This window comes from Variovorax sp. Root411 (assembly GCF_001425205.1).
Taxonomy (GTDB): domain Bacteria; phylum Pseudomonadota; class Gammaproteobacteria; order Burkholderiales; family Burkholderiaceae_C; genus Variovorax.
In genome coordinates, this window is the sequence record NZ_LMDW01000018.1 from 99,200 (window position 1) to 115,705 (window position 16,506).

Sequence of the window (16,506 nt, forward strand, 5' to 3'; positions counted from 1 at the left end):
GCCCGGTGTTGCGGTCAGGTCGAAAGACCGTCATCACTGTGTCTGAAGGTTAACCACCCATTTACAATGCCTGCCGCATCCCCCACCCCCCTTACGAGGTCTTGTCCGCAATGCCCAAGAGCCCCCGGCCACGCGCCCGTTTCAGCTTCTCTCCCGCCGTTCGCGCCCTGTTCCTGGCCGCGGCAACCTGCGGCGCCGTGCTTCCGGCACTGGCCGCCGCCGAGCATGAGGAAGTCGACAAGCTCATGCAGGCCGGCAAGCTCGACGAGGCCATGACAAAGGCCGACGCCTTCCTCAAGGACAAGCCGCGCGACCCGCAGATGCGCTTCCTCAAGGGCGTGATCCAGCTCGACACCGGCAAGCGCGCAGAGGCCATCGCCGCCTTCACGCAGCTCACGCAAGATGCGCCCGAGCTGCCCGAGCCGTACAACAACCTCGCGGTGATCTACGCGAGCCAGAACCAGTTCGACAAGGCACGCGGCGCGCTCGAAAGCGCGATCCGTACCAACCCCAGCTACGCCACCGCTCAGGAAAACCTCGGCGACGTGTATGCGCGGCTGGCGAGCCAGGCCTACAGCAAGGCGCTGCAGCTCGACCAGAACAACACCGCCGTGCAGCCCAAGCTTGCGGTGATTCGCACGCTCTTCACGCCGACGCCAGTGGGTGGCAAGCCGACGGCCGTGGTCGCTTCGGCGGCGCCTGCGCCAGCACCGGCACCGGCACCCGTGGCCAAGGCGCCTGCCCCCGCGCCGGCCCCTGCCGCTCCAGCCCCTGCCGCGCCGCCGCCGGCCAAGGTCGCGGCCGCCCCCGCACCGGTGGCCGCCGCGCCCAAGGCGCCCGAGGCAACACCGGCGCCTGCGGCCAGCACCGCGTCCAATGCCGAGGTCGAATCGGCCGTGCGCGCCTGGGCTTCGGCCTGGGCCGGCCAGGACATGGAGCGCTACCTCGCGGCCTACGGCCCCGACTTCGCGCCCGCAGGCGGCCAGAGCCGCAAGAGCTGGGAAGAAGACCGCCGCGCCCGCATCGTCGGAAAGACGAGCATCAGCGTGAACATCGAGAACCTCGCGATCAAGGTCGACGGACAGACCGCGACCGCCAAGTTCCGCCAGATCTATCGCGCGGACAACCTCAACGTCTCGAGCCGCAAGACGCTGGACATGCAGCGCTCCGGCAATCATTGGCATATTCGCAAGGAAAGCGTCGGCGGCTAGTGGCAGACATCGTCCGGCACGGCCGGCTTCAGAATCCCCCGTTCCGCCTGCGCAGCGGACAGCTGCTCGCAGCCCTGACGACCGCTTCCGCGCTGATGCTCGTGGCGCCCGGTGCGGCACTGGCATCGAACAACATCAAGACAGGCAGCAGCGCCAAGGCCAAGGCCGCAATGGGCAGCCACGCAGGCAGCCGCTCCGCCAAGGCCCAGCCCAAGAGCAGGAAAGGCGCGGTTGCCGCAGAGACCCGAACGGCTGGCGCAACAACGGCAAGGCCCGCACGAAAGCCCGCCTCCAACGCGGCGCCCATCCAGGAAGCCGGCAACGCCGAAGCCCGCCTGATCGCGGTCTACGAAATGTTCGGCCGCGGCCAGGCCCGCCCCGCGCTCGCCAAGGCCCGCGACCTGGTGCGCGACTACCCGAACTTCCAGCTCGCGCAGCTCGTCTACGGCGACCTGCTCGCGGCGCAGGTGCCCCCGTCGAACGCACTGCCCGACACCGCCAGCATCGCGAAGATGCGCGGCAACCCGGCCATGGCCGAGCTGCACGAGGAATCGAAACGCCGCCTGCAGGCCCTGCGCGAGCGGCCGCCGGCCAACACCGTGCCGTCGCAGTTCCTGGCGCTCTCCACCCGCAGCCGCTATGCCATTGCCGTCGACGCCTCGCGCTCGCGGCTGTACCTGTTCGAGAACTCGGACAAGGGCCTGAAGCTCACGGCCGACTACTACATCTCGGTCGGCAAGTCGGGCACCGACAAGGCCACCGAAGGCGATGCGCGCACGCCGCTGGGCGTGTACTACATCACCAGCAGCCTCGACCCGAAGTCGCTGAAGGACTTCTACGGCGCGGGCGCCCTGCCCATCAACTACCCCAACCCCTACGACCTGCGGCGCGGCAAGACCGGCGGCGGCATCTGGCTGCACGGCACCCCGCCCCAGCAGTTCGCCCGGGCGCCGCTGGCGAGCGACGGCTGCGTGGTCATGGCCAATCCCGACCTGAAGCAGCTTTTGCGAAAAGTGCAGATCGGCGCCACCCCGGTGGTGACCGCGCGCAGTCTGCAATGGATTTCGCAACCGCAGGCGGAAAAAGAGTCGCAATCGATTACCGGCGCAATCAATGGCTGGAAAGATGCGCGGGCCAATGGAAATGAAGCGCAATTGAAGAAATTCTATTTGCCCGATTTCCAGCGCAGCAGCAAGAAATCCACCGAAGGAATTTCAGCTGTCGACGACGAAGTGAAATACGCGCAGGGCAAGCGCGTGCAGCTCAAGGACATGTCCTACCTCCACTGGCGGGACGGTGACGACACCATGATTGTTACCTTCGGCGAAGTGTTCGAAGGCGAAAAGAGTGGCCGCTCACGACGCCAGTACTGGCTACGCCAGGGTACCGACTGGAAGCTTTTCCACGAAGAAATCCTGGGCTGAGGCCCGGCCGAAGCCCTCTCATCGACGAGGCCACCCCTCAATCTCGTGACTTTTTGCTCACGAGATTGGCCTTTTTTCAATGTTACATCTGGCCCGCCGGGGCCCCGCGCTACGTAACACGTAACGCGTTTGTTCCCGTAACGTTTCCTATTCGCGCGTTCCTGGCGACGTAACGACACATCCCATCTTTATGGGAGCTGACATGTGTCTTACAGAGGGAAATATTCGTTTCCAAAATGTGAACCAGCTGAACAGGCCGTTTCTGATTCCGGCCGGCAGGAGGCTGGCCGCCATCCTGCTTTATCTCCTTCGCTCAGTGTGCATTAAACAAAAGTACTACTTGTTTTCCTGTTGATACACAGCGTTACGCTGTATAACATTCACCTGCAAGTCTTTGTTAACACTCCTGGAAAGGGAAATCATGCTTGGATCTATTGCTCGTTTTCTGCGCGATGAAGAGGGTGCTACTGCAATTGAATATGGAATTATTGCGGGGCTTATTTCTGTTGCCATCGTGACTGTTCTGGCCGGAAATGATGGTTTGGGTGCTCGACTGGCGAAAGTCTTTCAAGACATTACCGACAAGCTGACGACGACCGGCAAATAGAAGCAAGTGTCGGCATTGACCTGCTTGCTCTGGCTGATCTGTGTTGCTGTCTATGACTTCCGGAAGCGGCGTGTGCCCAACTGGCTGGTTCTGTCCGGAGCCATTCTGGCCCTGGCAGCCATCGGCTTTGGGGCACAGCCTTTCGGCGTCAGTTGGACAGCGGCACTCGCAGGCGCCGCATCAGGCTTTGTTTTCCTTCTGCTCTTCTATGCAACGGGTCTCATGGGAGCAGGCGACGTGAAATTCGCTGGCGCTCTCGGACTTTGGGTCGGCCTGTCGGCGTTGGCGCCGATCTGGATCGCTGCCAGCCTACTGGCCGGAGCGCACGGTGCACTCTGGTTCGCCTTGCAGCGTTGGGCACTCTCTCCTCGGCTTGCCCTGGTCCTGTCGGGCCCGCCTTCTGAAGCCACTGGTGGCATCGCGCCGAGCCGGGCTCGCTTCATTCCTTACGCGGCCTACCTCGCTCTGGCCGCGGCGGCCTGGATGGCTTGGGGGCGACAGAGTTAGCAGTCCACTGCCTCTGTCCCTGCAGGCCATTCATCTCTCACTTTTCATGATCGCTTGCCCTCACTCCTTAGTCCGCTGCTCATGATCAATCTCACCAAAATCCTCGCAGCCATCCTGGTGCTCCTGGCCATCGCACTGGGCGGCTATGCCTGGATGCTGAGCCGGCAGGCGCCCACAACGGTAGCAGCAGCAACCAGTCCCACGACCGCTCCCGCCAAGGCTCAACAAGCGCTCGTCTACCCGGTCGTGGTGGCAGCCAAGCCGCTGCCTGCAGGCCAGGCGATTCCTGCCGACGCGCTGCGCGTGGAGCGGCTGACGATCAATCCGGCCGGCGCCTTCCGGGACGTGACGATCGCCACGGGCCGCGTGCCGGTGCTCGACCTGGCCGAAGGCGCGCCAGTGATGGAGAACCAGCTCGTCTCCGGCCTCGCGTTACGCATCGGCGAAGGCGAGCGCGCCGTGGCGATCAAGGCCGACGAAATCATGGGCGTGGGCAACAAGATTCAGCCCGGCGATTTCGTCGATGTCTTCATCACGCTTAAGTCGGACGGCAAGGACGTGGACCGCAGCCAGGCCCGTCTGCTGCTCTCGCGAAAGCGCGTACTGGCCTTCGGCAACGCCTCCGTGGACGGCCTGCCTTCCAAGACCGGGGACAAGACCGCACAACAGGCCCAGCGCGCGGAAGCAGCCCGCACCGCCGTGCTCGCCGTGCCTGTCGACGAGGTCAATCGCCTGACGATCGGCGACGCCAGCGGCCGACTGATGCTTGCGCTGCGCAACCCGACCGACATGTTGGAGCCCGATCCGAAACTCTTCTCGGAACTGCCCACGGCCCTGCAACCCGCCCAGCCCAAGGCAGGCGAGCCGCGCCGCGCACCGCTCGAAGGCCTCGACCGCGCCCAGGCCGGCCTGACCGCGGCCGACCTCGTCACCGGAGGCAAGGGCCCCGGTCTCCGCCCGCAAACCGCCGAAATCCGCACCGCCACCGGCGCGCCGCGCGCCGCCGGTCCCGCGCGCAGCGGACTTCAGGTCGAAGTCATTCGCGGCGAACGCAGCGAAACCGTGAACTACTGAGCACGCAGCCAACCGACACCCGTCATCCAGGAAAAACACATGCACCACACGCCTTGCGAGCAGTCGACCCGTGCCGCTCGCAGCCACATAAATGCCTCATCGCGGCTGCTGCGCCCGGCCCTGATCGCCCTGTGCGCGATGACACAAGCCGTCTGGGCGGTGACATCGACGGCCGCGGACGCACAGTCGGTGCGCCCGCAACTGCAACGCCCACTGGTGCTGAGCGCCGGCACGCAGCAAGAACTGCTGATCGACAAGGGCATCGACCGGATGGCCATCGGCGATGAGGCGGTGGCCGGCGTCACCATCACGCGAAAGACACAGAATTCGCCGGCAGCACGGCTGATCGTGACCGGCAAGACCGCTGGCCGCACCTCGCTAATGGTCTGGGAGAAAGGCAACGCCGCAGCCACCGCCTACACGATCGAAGTGCGGCGCCGTACGTCCACCCTTACGGGATCGATGGACAGCATGACCGCCCATCAGCAGGCACGCGACACCGCGCTGGCCAGCACCGCCGACAAAGCCGAGCTGGTCGACCGCTCGGTGGTGAGCGTACGCAGCAACACCGTGCAGGTCGAAGTGAAGGTGGTGGAGTTCAACCGCAGCGTGCTCAAGCAGGCTGGCCTGAACATCTTCAGCACCCGCCCCAATTCGAACGGCTTCAGCTTCGGCGTGTTCTCGCCCTCCTCGCTCGCATCCGCAAGCTTTGCGGCCAACGGGCAACTCAGCGGCGAATACAACAACCCCCTGGCACAAGCCTTCAGCCTCCTCTTTAACTTCAGCAAGGCCGGCATCGGCCTGAACGTGGGCTTCCTCGAAGGCAACGGCATGGCGCGTGTGCTCGCCGAACCCACGCTGGTGGCGCTGTCGGGCCAGAGCGCGAGCTTCCTGGCCGGAGGCGAACTGCCGATCCCCGTGCCCCAGGGGCTGGGTACCACCAGTATCGAATTCAAGCCTTTCGGTATCGGACTGACGCTGACGCCTACGGTGCTTTCGAATGAACGCATCGTGCTCAAGGTCGCGCCCGAGGCCAGCGACCTCGACTACACCAACTCCCTGAGCCTCAACGGTGTCGCCGTGCCGGCGATCAGCACGCGCCGTGCCGACACCACCGTCGAGTTGGGCGACGGCGAGAGTTTCATCATTGGAGGGCTTGTGAGCCGCACCACCACATCGAACGCCGACAAGGTGCCGTTGCTTGGCGACCTGCCAATCCTGGGCGCATTCTTCAGCAAGACCAACTACAAGATGAACGAGAAGGAACTGGTGATCCTGGTCACGCCGCACCTGGTCAAGCCCATTGCGCGCGGCACCGACCTGACGCCGTACCTCCCCGGCACCGCCGAACAGCGCGACGGCGCGGTGTGGCGCTCGTATTTCCTGGGCGGTGCAGCAGACGCGGCAGTACCCGGCTTCTCCCGCTGACAAAAAGGCAACGATGACCCGGACCATGCATCGCAGGCAGTCCCCATGAACGCACCACGCGACAGCATCCCCGAAACGGGCAGTGAAACCTACCTGTTCGCCTCGAGCAGCGGCAGCCACATCACCTGGTTGACCGACGCGCTCGGCACCCTTGGCTCCGTGGTGGTCCTGTCCCCGGATGCGAAGTCGATCGACGAGCGCATCGCCCTGCTGGGGCCGGTGGCAGTCTTCATCGACTTCTCGCCCGACCAGAGCACCGCCGCCAACCAGCTCCATCAACGCCTCAAGCGCGACTGGCCGACGCTGCCCGTGCTGGCCACCGGCAAGTCGGCCGAGCCCGCGGCCATGCTCTCGGCCCTGCGCGCGGGCGTAGACGACTTCATCGACATGGCCGGGCCGCCCGCCGAGGCGGTGACCACGCTGCGTACGCTGCTCGAACGGCGCAGCACCTTGCAGGGCGGCACGCGCGGCAGCACGCTGGCGCTGCTGGGCGCGCGCGCCGGCCTCGGCGTGACCACGCTGGCCACCAGCCTCGCCCTGTCGCTGAACGACCAGCTCGCGCAGGCGCCCGCGCGCCCACCGGGTCGCAGCACGCGGCACGGCGTGGCGCTGCTCGACCTGGGCTTGCCCGCGCGTGACGGCCTGCTCTACCTCGACACGCAAAGCGGCTTCAGCTTTGTCGATGGCGTGCGCAACCTGCGCCGGCTCGACCAGACACTGCTGCACACCGCGCTGGCTCATCACACCAGCGGCGTGGCCGTGCTGCCGCTGCCTGCGAGCCTGGCGCAGGTGCGCGAGATCTCGCATGCCGACTCCGTCGCGCTGATCAAGCGCCTGGCCGACTTTTTCGATTTCCAGATCGCCGACCTCGGCGGCTTCTCGACCATCGACTTCATGGCGCAGACGGTGCGCGAAGCCCAGCAGACGTGGGTCGTGTGCGACCAGAGCATCGGCGGCATCGTGTCCACGGCCAACATGCTCAAGGAGCTGCGTGCGCGCGGTGTCGAGATAGAACGCCTTTCGTTGGTGGTGAACAAGTTCGACGGCCACGTGGGCCTGTCGGCCAGAGACATTGCCGAGCGCCTTGAACTACCGCTGCGCCATGTGCTGCCCGCGCGCAGCGCGCAACTGCTCACCGCGGCCAGCCGCGGCGAGATGCTGGTGCGCACCGCGCGCAGCGACCCCTACGCGCAGGCCGTGACGGGACTCGCCCGCAGCCTGCACCAGGAATACATGTCTGCCACGGGCCAACCCCCGGCCAAGGATCCACGCTGGGTTGCGCTCATGGCGCAAGTCACCGGCCTCTGGAAGAGTTCACACGAAGGTTGAGCCCATGTCCACCGATATCGAATTCGCCGACGACGACCAGGCGTTCATCAACTCCCAGCAGTTCCAGGACATCAAGAGCTGGACGCATGACCACCTGCTGAGCCGCATCGAGGAGCTGGGCGCGGAGTTCGGCCGCTGGTCGCGCGCCTCGATCCAGCAGTTCGTCGAGCTGGAGGTCGACAGCTTCGTGCGCCTGCGCCGCGTGCCGATCAACGACCGCGAAATGCAGCTCATCGCCGATGCGCTGACCAAGGAGCTCGCGGGTTTCGGCCCGCTGGAAGACCTGCTCAACGACCCGGCCGTCGAGGACATCCTGATCAACGGCTACCAGAACGTGTACGTCTCGCGCCACGGCCTGCTGGAGCGCGAGACCGTGCGCTTTGCCGATGCCGAGCACGTGATGCGCATCGTGCGCCGCATCCTCGCGCCGCTGGGCCGCCGGCTCGACGAGTCGAACCCGATGGTCGATGCGCGCCTGCCCGACGGCGGGCGCATCAACGTGATCATCGAGCCGCTGGCCATCGACGGCCTGTCGGTGTCGATCCGCAAGTTCCGCAAGGAGCCGCTCACGCCGGCTGACATGGTGAAGCTCGGCACCTTCGACGCGGGCATGGCGCAACTGCTGGAGATCGCGGTGCGCGCGCGCTGCAACATCCTCGTGAGCGGGGGCACCAGCTCGGGCAAGACCTCGCTGCTCAATGCGCTCGCCAGCTTCATCCCGGCGCGCGAGCGCGTCATCACCATCGAGGACACGGCGGAACTGTCCCTCGGTACCAGTCACGTGGTGCGGCTCGAAAGCCGTCCAGGCGGTTTCGACGGTACGGGCGTGGTGTCGATCCGCGACCTGCTGCGCAACAGCCTGCGCATGCGGCCCGACCGCATCATCGTGGGCGAAGTGCGCGGCGCCGAGGTGATCGAGATGATGCAGGCCATGAACACGGGCCACGAGGGCTCGATGGGCACCATCCACGCCAGCTCGCCGCGCGAGTGCCTGTACCGCCTCGAAATGCTCGCGGGCTTCGCCGGCTACCAAGGCAGCGAGGTGAGCCTGCGCAGGCAGATCGCCAACGCCATTGATTTCATCGTGCAGATCGGGCGGTTGTCGAACGGCCAGCGCCGCATCATCTCTCTGAGCGAAGTCACCGGGGTCAACGACAACGTGGTGGCGATGCAGGAGCTGTACCGATACGAACCGATCGCCTCGCCCGACGGCGAAGAGCGCGACCGCTGGGTGTCTCTGGGTATCGCGCCGCACTCGCCGAAGATCACGCGCTTTCGACAGTCGCTAGCGCGTTCGCAGCATGGAGGAGACGGCCGTGCATGAAGTCCTGTTCGCGGTAGCCTGCGTTGCGCTGCTGCTGGCGGCGGCGGGGCTACTGCTTTGGCAATGGGCGAAGCACAGGCAGGTGCGGCAGGCGACGGAGCGGCATCTGAACCAGCAGATCCTGGCCACCGCCGCCGACGCCACGCCAATACCGATGCCCTTGCGGGACCTGCCGACCGACGGTCTCGTGTCGGGCCTGACCACGGACCCATGGCTGAACGGCGATGCAGGCGCTGCAACCGCTGCAACCGCTGCCCCCCAAAGCCTGCTGGAACGGACCCTGCCCGACTGGCTGGTGGGCGTGATCGATCCGCGCGCGGCCGCTCTGGTGCTGGCCAGCATCGTGGCGCTTTGCGCACTGACCGGCGCCTTCGTCAGCTGGACCGCGGCTCTGGGCGTGCTGCTCCTTCTTGCGCTCATCGCCGTCTTCACGGTCTGGCTGCGGCTGCAGAAATTCCGGCGCAAGCTGGTCAGCCAACTGCCCGCCTACATCGACGCGATGGTGCGCCTAATCACCATCGGCAACTCCACGCAGGCTGCATTCCAGCTGGCGATCGCGACCACGCACACGCCGCTGCGCGGCCATCTTGAACGCTCGGCCTCGCTGGTACGCGCGGGCATGGACCTGGACCGCGCACTGCACCAGACCGCCACCAACGTCCGTGTGGAAGAGATGTACCTCCTGGCCTCCATCCTCGGCCTGGGCGTGCGCTACGGCGGCCGCGCCGATCTGCTGCTGGAACGCGTGGGCAACTTCATGCGCGACCGCGAACAGGCCGAGCATGAACTGATCGCAATGTCTTCGGAGACGCGGCTCTCCGCCTGGATCCTCGGCCTGCTGCCGGTGGGGGTGGGCGCTTTCCTCATCTTCACCAATCCCGGCTACTTCATGAGCATGTGGAACGACGGCACCGGCCGCATCCTGATCTTCTCCGCGGTGAGCCTCCAGCTCGTGGGCGCGGCGCTTCTCTACCGATTGGCAAGACTGGCATGACATTCACGTCGAATCAACTGGCCATCGTCAGCCTGGTTCTGCTCGCGGTGGGCCTGATGGTCGGCGCCAGCGCGCTGATCGCCGCTGATCTGCGGCGTGCACGCAGCGGGCAGGTGATCGGCCGTGCGATCCGCCAGGGCGCAATGGCAGCCGACGCATCGAAGTCCACGGTAGACGACGTGGTGCAGACAGATGGGCCCGCACCATCAGATGTCGAGCTGCCGTTCCACTGGCTCGATTCGCGTCTGGGCCGGGCGCTGGTGGCGGATGAAGACAGAAGCCTCATCGACCAATGCGGCCTGTCTTCGAAGCGCGCACAGCTGATCTTTTTGGTCACCCGCGTGCTGTTCGCACTGCTGCTTCCGCTGACGGCCTATGTGGTGTGGAGCGACGGGCATGCGCAGCGCACGGTCGTCATCGTGCTGGCCTCCGCGTTCGTCATCGGCTTCATGGCGCCCAAGTGGGTGCTCGGCAGCTTCGCCGCTACCCGACGCGAACGCGCGGCACAGGAACTGCCGCTCTTCATCGACCTGCTGCGGTTGTTGCAGGGAGTGGGGCTGAGCCTGGACCAGAGCCTTCAGATCATGGCCACCGATTTCTCGCACGTTCTGCGCGTGCTCGGCTACGAACTGACATTGGCCAACAACCAATACAGCCGCGGCCGCACCCGCGAACATTCGCTGCAGCGCCTCGCGACGCTGCACAAGAACGAAAACCTCCGGGGTCTGGTCTCGCTGCTGGTGCAGGTCGATCGGCACGGTGGCGCAGTGCAGGAGCCGCTGCGCATCTTCAGCGACCGGCTGCGCGAGCACCGCCGCTCCGAGATGAAGGAACGCATCGGCAAGATCACCGTGAAGATGACCGGCGTCATGGTCACCACGCTGCTGCCGGCGCTGGTCATCGTCACCGCCGGACCGGGCTTCATCGCGATATTCCGTTCTTTGGGAGCGATCAGCAAATGAAAACCCTCGACTTTTGCGTGTGCTCGCATCGCGTTGTCCGCCTGCTGGCCTGTAGCGCTGCCGTACTGGCCTTCACCGGGTGCGGCACCCTCAAGGACCAATACGCCGCGAGTGCCGACGCCCAGCAGCGCGCGGCCGCAGAGGCCGCGGCGGACACCAAGGCTGGAGCCGCGGTCGACACCAAGGCCACCTACCTCAAGCTCGTCGAGCAAATGCAGAAAGAAGGCCTGTGGTTCGCCTCGCTGGCGCATATCGACGCGCTCGAACAGCGCTGGGGCGTGTCACCCGATTCCACGCGCATGCGCGCCGATGCGTTGCGCCAGACCGGCCAGGCCGTGTTGAGCGAAGCAGCCTACAAGCGCCTGCGGGGCACGCCACTCGAAAGCGCAGGCTATCGCGGCCTCGGCCTGCTGGCGGGAGCGCGCGGCAGCTACGCCGAAGCGGTGCAGTTGCTGCAACAGGCCCAGCGCCTGACACCAACCGACGCCTTGCTGCTCAGCGACCTGGGCTATGCAAACCTGCGTGCCGGCCAGATCGCCGAAGCCCGGCTGCCATTGATGCAGGCACTGCAGCTGCGACCGGACAGCACCCAGGCCCAGTCCAATCTGGCGCTTTACCTCGAAGTCACCGACCAGGGCGAACAGGCGAACAGGTTGATGGAAGCCAACCGCATGTCCGCCGCCGCGCGCGCAGCGGTTCGGGACGCCGCGCAGCAATTGCGCGCGGGCGGCACGGTATCGCCGCCCGCCGCCGTGAGGCCGTTCCCGAACGCCAGGGAACTGGCGCGCGAAGACGTGACACCGCCGCCCCTAATGCTCAAGGCCTCGCGCTGGTCCGGCACGGGCGGAATACGCACCGCCAGCCAGCTCAACCCGCCCGCCGCAGATGCCGCGGTCTCCATGTCGCCGAATTCGACTTCACGAGGCACACAATGAGAAAAGAAACCGACATCCATCTCGCCGCCCTGTGCGCAATCAGCCTCGCAGTTGCGTTGATGGTCGCCGCACCCGCGGCAGCGCAGCAGCCGGCCTCTGCCAAGGCGCAGGATCCGGCAGCCACGGCGAACGCCCAAACGCCTAGACCTACACCCGTGCCGCCGCAGGGCCGGGAAGAAATAGCGAGAACGGCAGACGCCGAGGAATTCGTTCACGGGACGCTGCAGGTAGGCGATGCCACGCAGGGGTTGCTCGCATGGCAGCGCAGCGGCGAGATCGCGTCGGCCACCTCGCGGCCGATTGCGGGGGCCATAGCCAACCGCAGCTACGAGCGCTATCTGAAGAGCTTTGAGTTCCCGATACCGGAGCATACGAGCTCGACGGTCAAGTCTTCGTCTGGCTCCGGCTCGGGCGCTGGCTCCCCGAAATAACTAGCGCCAGTCGCCACCGGACGCCACGATCATGAAAGCCGCGCCTCGTCCTCTTACCGCAGCGCGCAGCCAGCGCGGCGTGTATGCAATTGAGTTCGCGATGGTGTTCATGACCTTCTTCAGCATTCTTTATGCAGTCATCTGCTACGGGATGCTGTTCGCGTTTCGGCTCGGATTGCAGAACGCAGCCGAAGATGGCGCTAGGGCGGCGCTTCAATATCAGAGCAGTCTGGAGGACCGAAGAAAGCGCGCAGCAGACGTCGCAACCTCTCGAAGCGGCTGGATGCCGCAGGTGGTGAAGCCCACCGTGTCGACACAGATCTGCCGCGTTGAGGGAACCAACCAATGCGCCCCGACCAACTGCGGACCGTCATGGAGCCAACGATGCCAAGTCGAAGTTCTCGTACAAGCCAACAACCTTGGGTCGCTGCTGCCTCCCTTGCCGAGTTTCGCCGTGCCGACTCAGATCACCGGCAAAGCCAGCATGCTGCTTGAGTTGAGGTGAGAACCATGTCCGTCACAAGCATCCGACTGCGTTCCAGCTCCCCCGCTCCCAGGCTCCAGCGCGGCATTGCCGCTATCGAGTTCGCTTTCGTTTTCGTATTTCTCTTTCTTGTGATGTATGGGCTGGTGACCTTTGGCGCGATCTTCTATACGCAGCAGGCCGTCTCCCGCGCCGCAGAAGATGGCGCACGCGCGGCGATGCTGCTACCTCAGCCGCCGGATCAGGAGAGCGTGCGCCAGGTCGTTCTCGATTCGCTCGCGCGCTCACTTGTCGTTCCCAGTTTCGCCAATACGGACACGGCCAGCAGAAAGAATTGGCTCTCCACCAACGTCACGGTCGCCCCTTGCTCGGCAGTGCCGGGCGCTACGAGTTGCGTAGTGACTGTCACCTACCCCTACAAGAACAATCGCATCCTGCCTTCTGTGTCGCTGCTGGATTCCAGTTGGGTACCGGACAACTTACGCAGCAGCGCCACCGCGGCGCTTAAGGCCTCATGAAACGGTTCTCGGCATGAATGCAGCCACGATGCGCAAAGCTTTTCAACCGAGCGATCGCCGCCGCGCCCGCGGTTCCATCCTCGTCAACACGGCCATTGCACTGAGCCTGATTGCGATCACTCTCGTGGGCACGGAATTGGGTTACCTCTTCTATATGAAACGGGAGCTGCAGAAAACAGCGGACCTTGCCGCCCTAGCGGGTGCGCAGAAGCTGACACCGCCAGGAGACTCCGGTACGTGCAGCGCGTCGGACGGCCCACAGAACGCGGCACTCGCCAGCGCGAATCAGAACTTTCCGGGCATTGGCCTGACAGAGATGAAATGTGGACACTGGGATCCTGCCAATGCCACGCCTGCAAGCCCGGTCCCAGATGATTGCTTCATCGGGACGGACGATCATTTCCTTCCAGAGGCTTTCCCGGAAAACGCCTTTCGCGTACGGATCAAGAAAACGCCTGCCACCCTACTGCCCTTCTTCGAAGGCAATCGCAATATATGCGTTCAGGCAGTTGCTGCACTCGACGCGCCCGTAGCAGCCTTCACCGTGGGTTCTCGCCTGCTTCGCCTCGAAGACAACACCCTCTTGCCCAATCTGCTGAAGGCTATCGGGCTTGATCTCAGTCCGACCGATCTTCTGAGCTATCGCGGATTGGCCAACACGAGCATTACTCCTGCGGGCTTGCTCGCTGCCCTGGGCGTTCCCGTCACGGGAGACTTGAACGTTGGCACTCTCAATCAGCTTGCATCCATCGAAGGCCTGGCGTTAGGCGGTTTGATCGACGCCACAGTCATAGCACTTCAGAACCAAGGAGGAACTGTTGACGCTTCAATCGCATTGCTGAGGCAACTGCAGGGGGGCCTGAGCGCCGGAGCCGTTGCTGCGAAAGTGAAGCTCTTCGGGAACGAAACGTCGCCGGGAATATTGGTCGGTCTGGATACCACGGGGAATGCCGCACTCAACTCAAAAGTTGATCTACTAAGTTTGGTGACAGCGGGGGCGTCTATTGCGAATGGAAAGAACCTTATTGCGATTGACAATCTTGGAATTGGAATTCTTGGCGTTCAAGCCAAGGCCAGCGTGATCGAGCCGCCATCGATCGGAATTGGCGGAGTGGGAGCGATTGCGAGAACTGCGCAGATACGAGCGTATCTGCGGATCACCCCCCCGCTTCTAGGCCTTGACCTCCCCCTCATTCTCGAACTCGCGCAATCGACGGGGGAACTGAAGAATATCAATTGCAAAGCACCAAGGCACAACGCAACCATTGCTGTCAGTTCTTCACAGGTGAATGTATGCCTGGGTCGATTTCATGACATGACCTCAGAAGCAGATAGCAATTCCTCTCATTTTTTCACCGAGAACAACCGCTGTGCTCCAAACAGCTCAGGGGCGTTTCCCGACTCCGCAGAAGGAGTCAGGCGCCACCGCATACTTAACGTTCTTGGACTCGGCGCTGTATCGGCAAGCGCTCGCGTCGGACTTCCGGTGCTCGCATCTCAAGCGCCAGTCGAGACAAATCCGCCGCTCAATGTTCCGTCGTCCCCCTCAGACGGAACTTCACAGACGACCATCACTGCAACCGGGATCAATCCGGCTCAAATTGTCAGTAGCGCTGCTAGAGCGGTGACCGATGGGATTCTTGGTGACTTGGGAGGACAGGGCTTGGGGTTGCTTCTAGGCACCATCACCGGGCTTCTCAAGCCCGTATTTGATATTTTGAGCCAAGTGCTCGCGGCGCTTCTTTCAACCCTCGGTATTTCGATAGGACAGACAGATGTCTCACTTCTCTCCGTCGATTGCGGAGTCGCCAAACTAGTGCACTAGGTTTATAGCAATTGAGACGAGTTAGTTTTTCATGACCTCCCCCAACTTCGACGAACTCGACCTCTTTGTCTGGGAAGGCAAAGCCGACATCCTCGACCGCATCGCGCGGTGCATGGCGAGCTTCGACGTGGAGGTGCTTCGGGCCGATGGCTTGCCGCCTCCGCCGCAGGATCGCGGCACGGCGCTGCGCCCGTCGGTGGCGATCATCAGCGTCACCGTCATCGACAGCGGCGGGCTGGCGCATGCGACCGAGCTGCTGCAGGGCATGCCGGTGATCTGGGTGGCCGCAGGCTCGCGCGAGCGCGACTCGCGCACCTATCCGCCCGAGTACCTGCACGTGCTGCCCTACGACTTCACCTGCGCCGAGTTGCGCACGATGGTCGCGAAGCTGGTGCGGCAGCTGCGCGCGCGCGAAGTGGCGCCGCAGGCGCCCGACGTGCTGGTCGCGCACTCGGAAGCGATGAAGGCGCTGCTGGCCGAGGTGGGCGCCTTTGCCGACTGCAACCACAGCGTGCTGGTGCGCGGCGAAACGGGCGTGGGCAAGGAGCGCATCGCGCAGCAGCTGCACCTCGGGCACCAGCACTACAGCAAGGGCGCGTTCGTGGCGGTGAACTGCGGCGCGATTCCCGATGGGCTTTTCGAGTCGCTGTTCTTCGGCCATACGAAGGGCTCATTCACGGGCGCGGTGCACGCGCACCGCGGCTACTTCGAGCAGGCCACGGGCGGCACGCTGTTTCTCGACGAGATCGGCGACCTGCCGCGCTACCAGCAGGTGAAGCTGCTGCGCGTGCTGGAAGACAGCGCGGTCACGCGGCTGGGCGCGACGGCGCCGGTGCGGGTCGACTTCCGGCTGGTGGCGGCGACCAACCGCAACCTGCGCGAGATGGTGGCGAGCGGCGAGTTTCGCGCCGACCTGTTCTACCGGCTCGCGGTGATCGAGCTGCATGTGCCCAGCCTCGAGGAGCGCGGCGAGGTCGACAAGATTGCGATTTTCAAGGCACTGCTGGGCAACGTGCTCGGCGACGAGCTCGAAGCGCTCGGCGAAACGCCGCATTGGCTCAGCGATGCGGTGGCCGAGACCTACTTTCCGGGCAACGTGCGGCAGCTGCGCAACCTCGCGGAGCGCGTGGGCGTGATCGCGCGGCAGCTGCACGGCTGGGACCAGCACCTGATCCAGCGCGCGATTGCGCTCACGCGCGGCACGCCGGCACCGGCGACTCCGAGCGACCGCAACGGCATGGGCAACGGCAACGGCTCGCTCGATGGCAGCGGCGACCGCAAGGGCTGGAACAGCGGCGAGCGCAACCGCATCATCGCGGCGCTGGAGATCAACGACTGGAAGCGCCAGGACACCGCGCAGCACCTGGGCATCAGCCGCAAGGTGCTGTGGGAGAAGATGCGCAAGTACCAGATTCTCGACGGCGAGCCAGGCATCCCTGAGGACGCCTGATCT

Annotated in this window: 16 protein-coding genes; all 16 read left to right on the top strand. The window is 64.6% G+C overall.

What is annotated here, in order from left to right:
• Positions 1 to 110 precede the first annotated feature (110 nt).
• Entirely contained in the window at positions 111 to 1,211 is a 1,101-nt protein-coding gene (locus ASC92_RS22410; RefSeq protein ID WP_056520187.1) for a nuclear transport factor 2 family protein, read from the top strand.
• Positions 1,211 to 2,635: a L,D-transpeptidase family protein gene (locus ASC92_RS22415; protein ID WP_235505951.1), complete on the top strand. Its 1,425-nt coding sequence runs from the start codon at positions 1,211 to 1,213 to the stop codon at positions 2,633 to 2,635. Before ASC92_RS22410 ends, ASC92_RS22415 begins: the two co-directional genes overlap by 1 nt.
• Before the next feature lie 421 nt (positions 2,636 to 3,056).
• The gene (locus ASC92_RS28205) at positions 3,057 to 3,242 is read left to right on the top strand and encodes a Flp family type IVb pilin (protein ID WP_082519674.1); all 186 of its coding nucleotides are present in this window, start codon (positions 3,057 to 3,059) and stop codon (positions 3,240 to 3,242) included.
• A gap of 6 nt (positions 3,243 to 3,248) precedes the next feature.
• A complete protein-coding gene (locus ASC92_RS22420) occupies positions 3,249 to 3,749 on the top strand; it encodes a prepilin peptidase (protein ID WP_235505953.1) in 501 nt (166 codons plus the stop codon).
• 81 nt (positions 3,750 to 3,830) lie between these two features.
• A complete protein-coding gene (cpaB, locus tag ASC92_RS22425) occupies positions 3,831 to 4,823 on the top strand; it encodes a Flp pilus assembly protein CpaB (RefSeq protein ID WP_056520193.1) in 993 nt (330 codons plus the stop codon).
• Positions 4,824 to 4,862: 39 nt separating this feature from the next.
• The gene (locus ASC92_RS22430; RefSeq protein ID WP_056520196.1) at positions 4,863 to 6,251 is read left to right on the top strand and encodes a type II and III secretion system protein family protein; all 1,389 of its coding nucleotides are present in this window, start codon (positions 4,863 to 4,865) and stop codon (positions 6,249 to 6,251) included.
• Positions 6,252 to 6,296: 45 nt separating this feature from the next.
• Positions 6,297 to 7,580 (top strand): histidine kinase, encoded by a 1,284-nt coding sequence (locus ASC92_RS22435; RefSeq protein WP_056520198.1) that lies wholly within the window; start codon positions 6,297 to 6,299, stop codon positions 7,578 to 7,580.
• A gap of 4 nt (positions 7,581 to 7,584) precedes the next feature.
• Entirely contained in the window at positions 7,585 to 8,904 is a 1,320-nt protein-coding gene (locus ASC92_RS22440) for a CpaF family protein (RefSeq protein ID WP_007836253.1), read from the top strand.
• Complete coding sequence (locus ASC92_RS22445) at positions 8,897 to 9,898, top strand: type II secretion system F family protein (protein WP_235505955.1); 1,002 nt, start codon at positions 8,897 to 8,899, stop codon at positions 9,896 to 9,898. The genes ASC92_RS22440 and ASC92_RS22445 overlap by 8 nt, the downstream gene beginning before the upstream one ends.
• Positions 9,895 to 10,860: a type II secretion system F family protein gene (locus ASC92_RS22450; protein WP_056520202.1), complete on the top strand. Its 966-nt coding sequence runs from the start codon at positions 9,895 to 9,897 to the stop codon at positions 10,858 to 10,860. The genes ASC92_RS22445 and ASC92_RS22450 overlap by 4 nt, the downstream gene beginning before the upstream one ends.
• Positions 10,857 to 11,795, top strand: a complete 939-nt coding sequence (locus ASC92_RS22455; RefSeq protein WP_056520204.1) for a hypothetical protein — start codon at positions 10,857 to 10,859, stop codon at positions 11,793 to 11,795. Before ASC92_RS22450 ends, ASC92_RS22455 begins: the two co-directional genes overlap by 4 nt.
• The gene (locus tag ASC92_RS22460) at positions 11,792 to 12,226 is read left to right on the top strand and encodes a DUF3613 domain-containing protein (protein WP_056520206.1); all 435 of its coding nucleotides are present in this window, start codon (positions 11,792 to 11,794) and stop codon (positions 12,224 to 12,226) included. Before ASC92_RS22455 ends, ASC92_RS22460 begins: the two co-directional genes overlap by 4 nt.
• Before the next feature lie 31 nt (positions 12,227 to 12,257).
• Positions 12,258 to 12,731, top strand: coding sequence for a TadE/TadG family type IV pilus assembly protein (locus tag ASC92_RS22465; RefSeq protein ID WP_056520208.1), 474 nt, complete (start codon positions 12,258 to 12,260; stop codon positions 12,729 to 12,731).
• A gap of 5 nt (positions 12,732 to 12,736) precedes the next feature.
• Complete coding sequence (locus tag ASC92_RS22470) at positions 12,737 to 13,228, top strand: TadE/TadG family type IV pilus assembly protein (RefSeq protein WP_082519675.1); 492 nt, start codon at positions 12,737 to 12,739, stop codon at positions 13,226 to 13,228.
• 13 nt (positions 13,229 to 13,241) lie between these two features.
• Positions 13,242 to 15,053 (top strand): pilus assembly protein TadG-related protein, encoded by a 1,812-nt coding sequence (locus ASC92_RS28210; RefSeq protein ID WP_082519676.1) that lies wholly within the window; start codon positions 13,242 to 13,244, stop codon positions 15,051 to 15,053.
• Between the two features lie 31 nt (positions 15,054 to 15,084).
• Positions 15,085 to 16,503 carry a sigma 54-interacting transcriptional regulator gene (locus tag ASC92_RS22475; protein ID WP_056520211.1) on the top strand — a complete coding sequence of 473 codons (1,419 nt, stop codon included), beginning with the start codon at positions 15,085 to 15,087 and terminating at the stop codon, positions 16,501 to 16,503.
• The last annotated feature ends 3 nt before the right edge of the window (positions 16,504 to 16,506 follow it).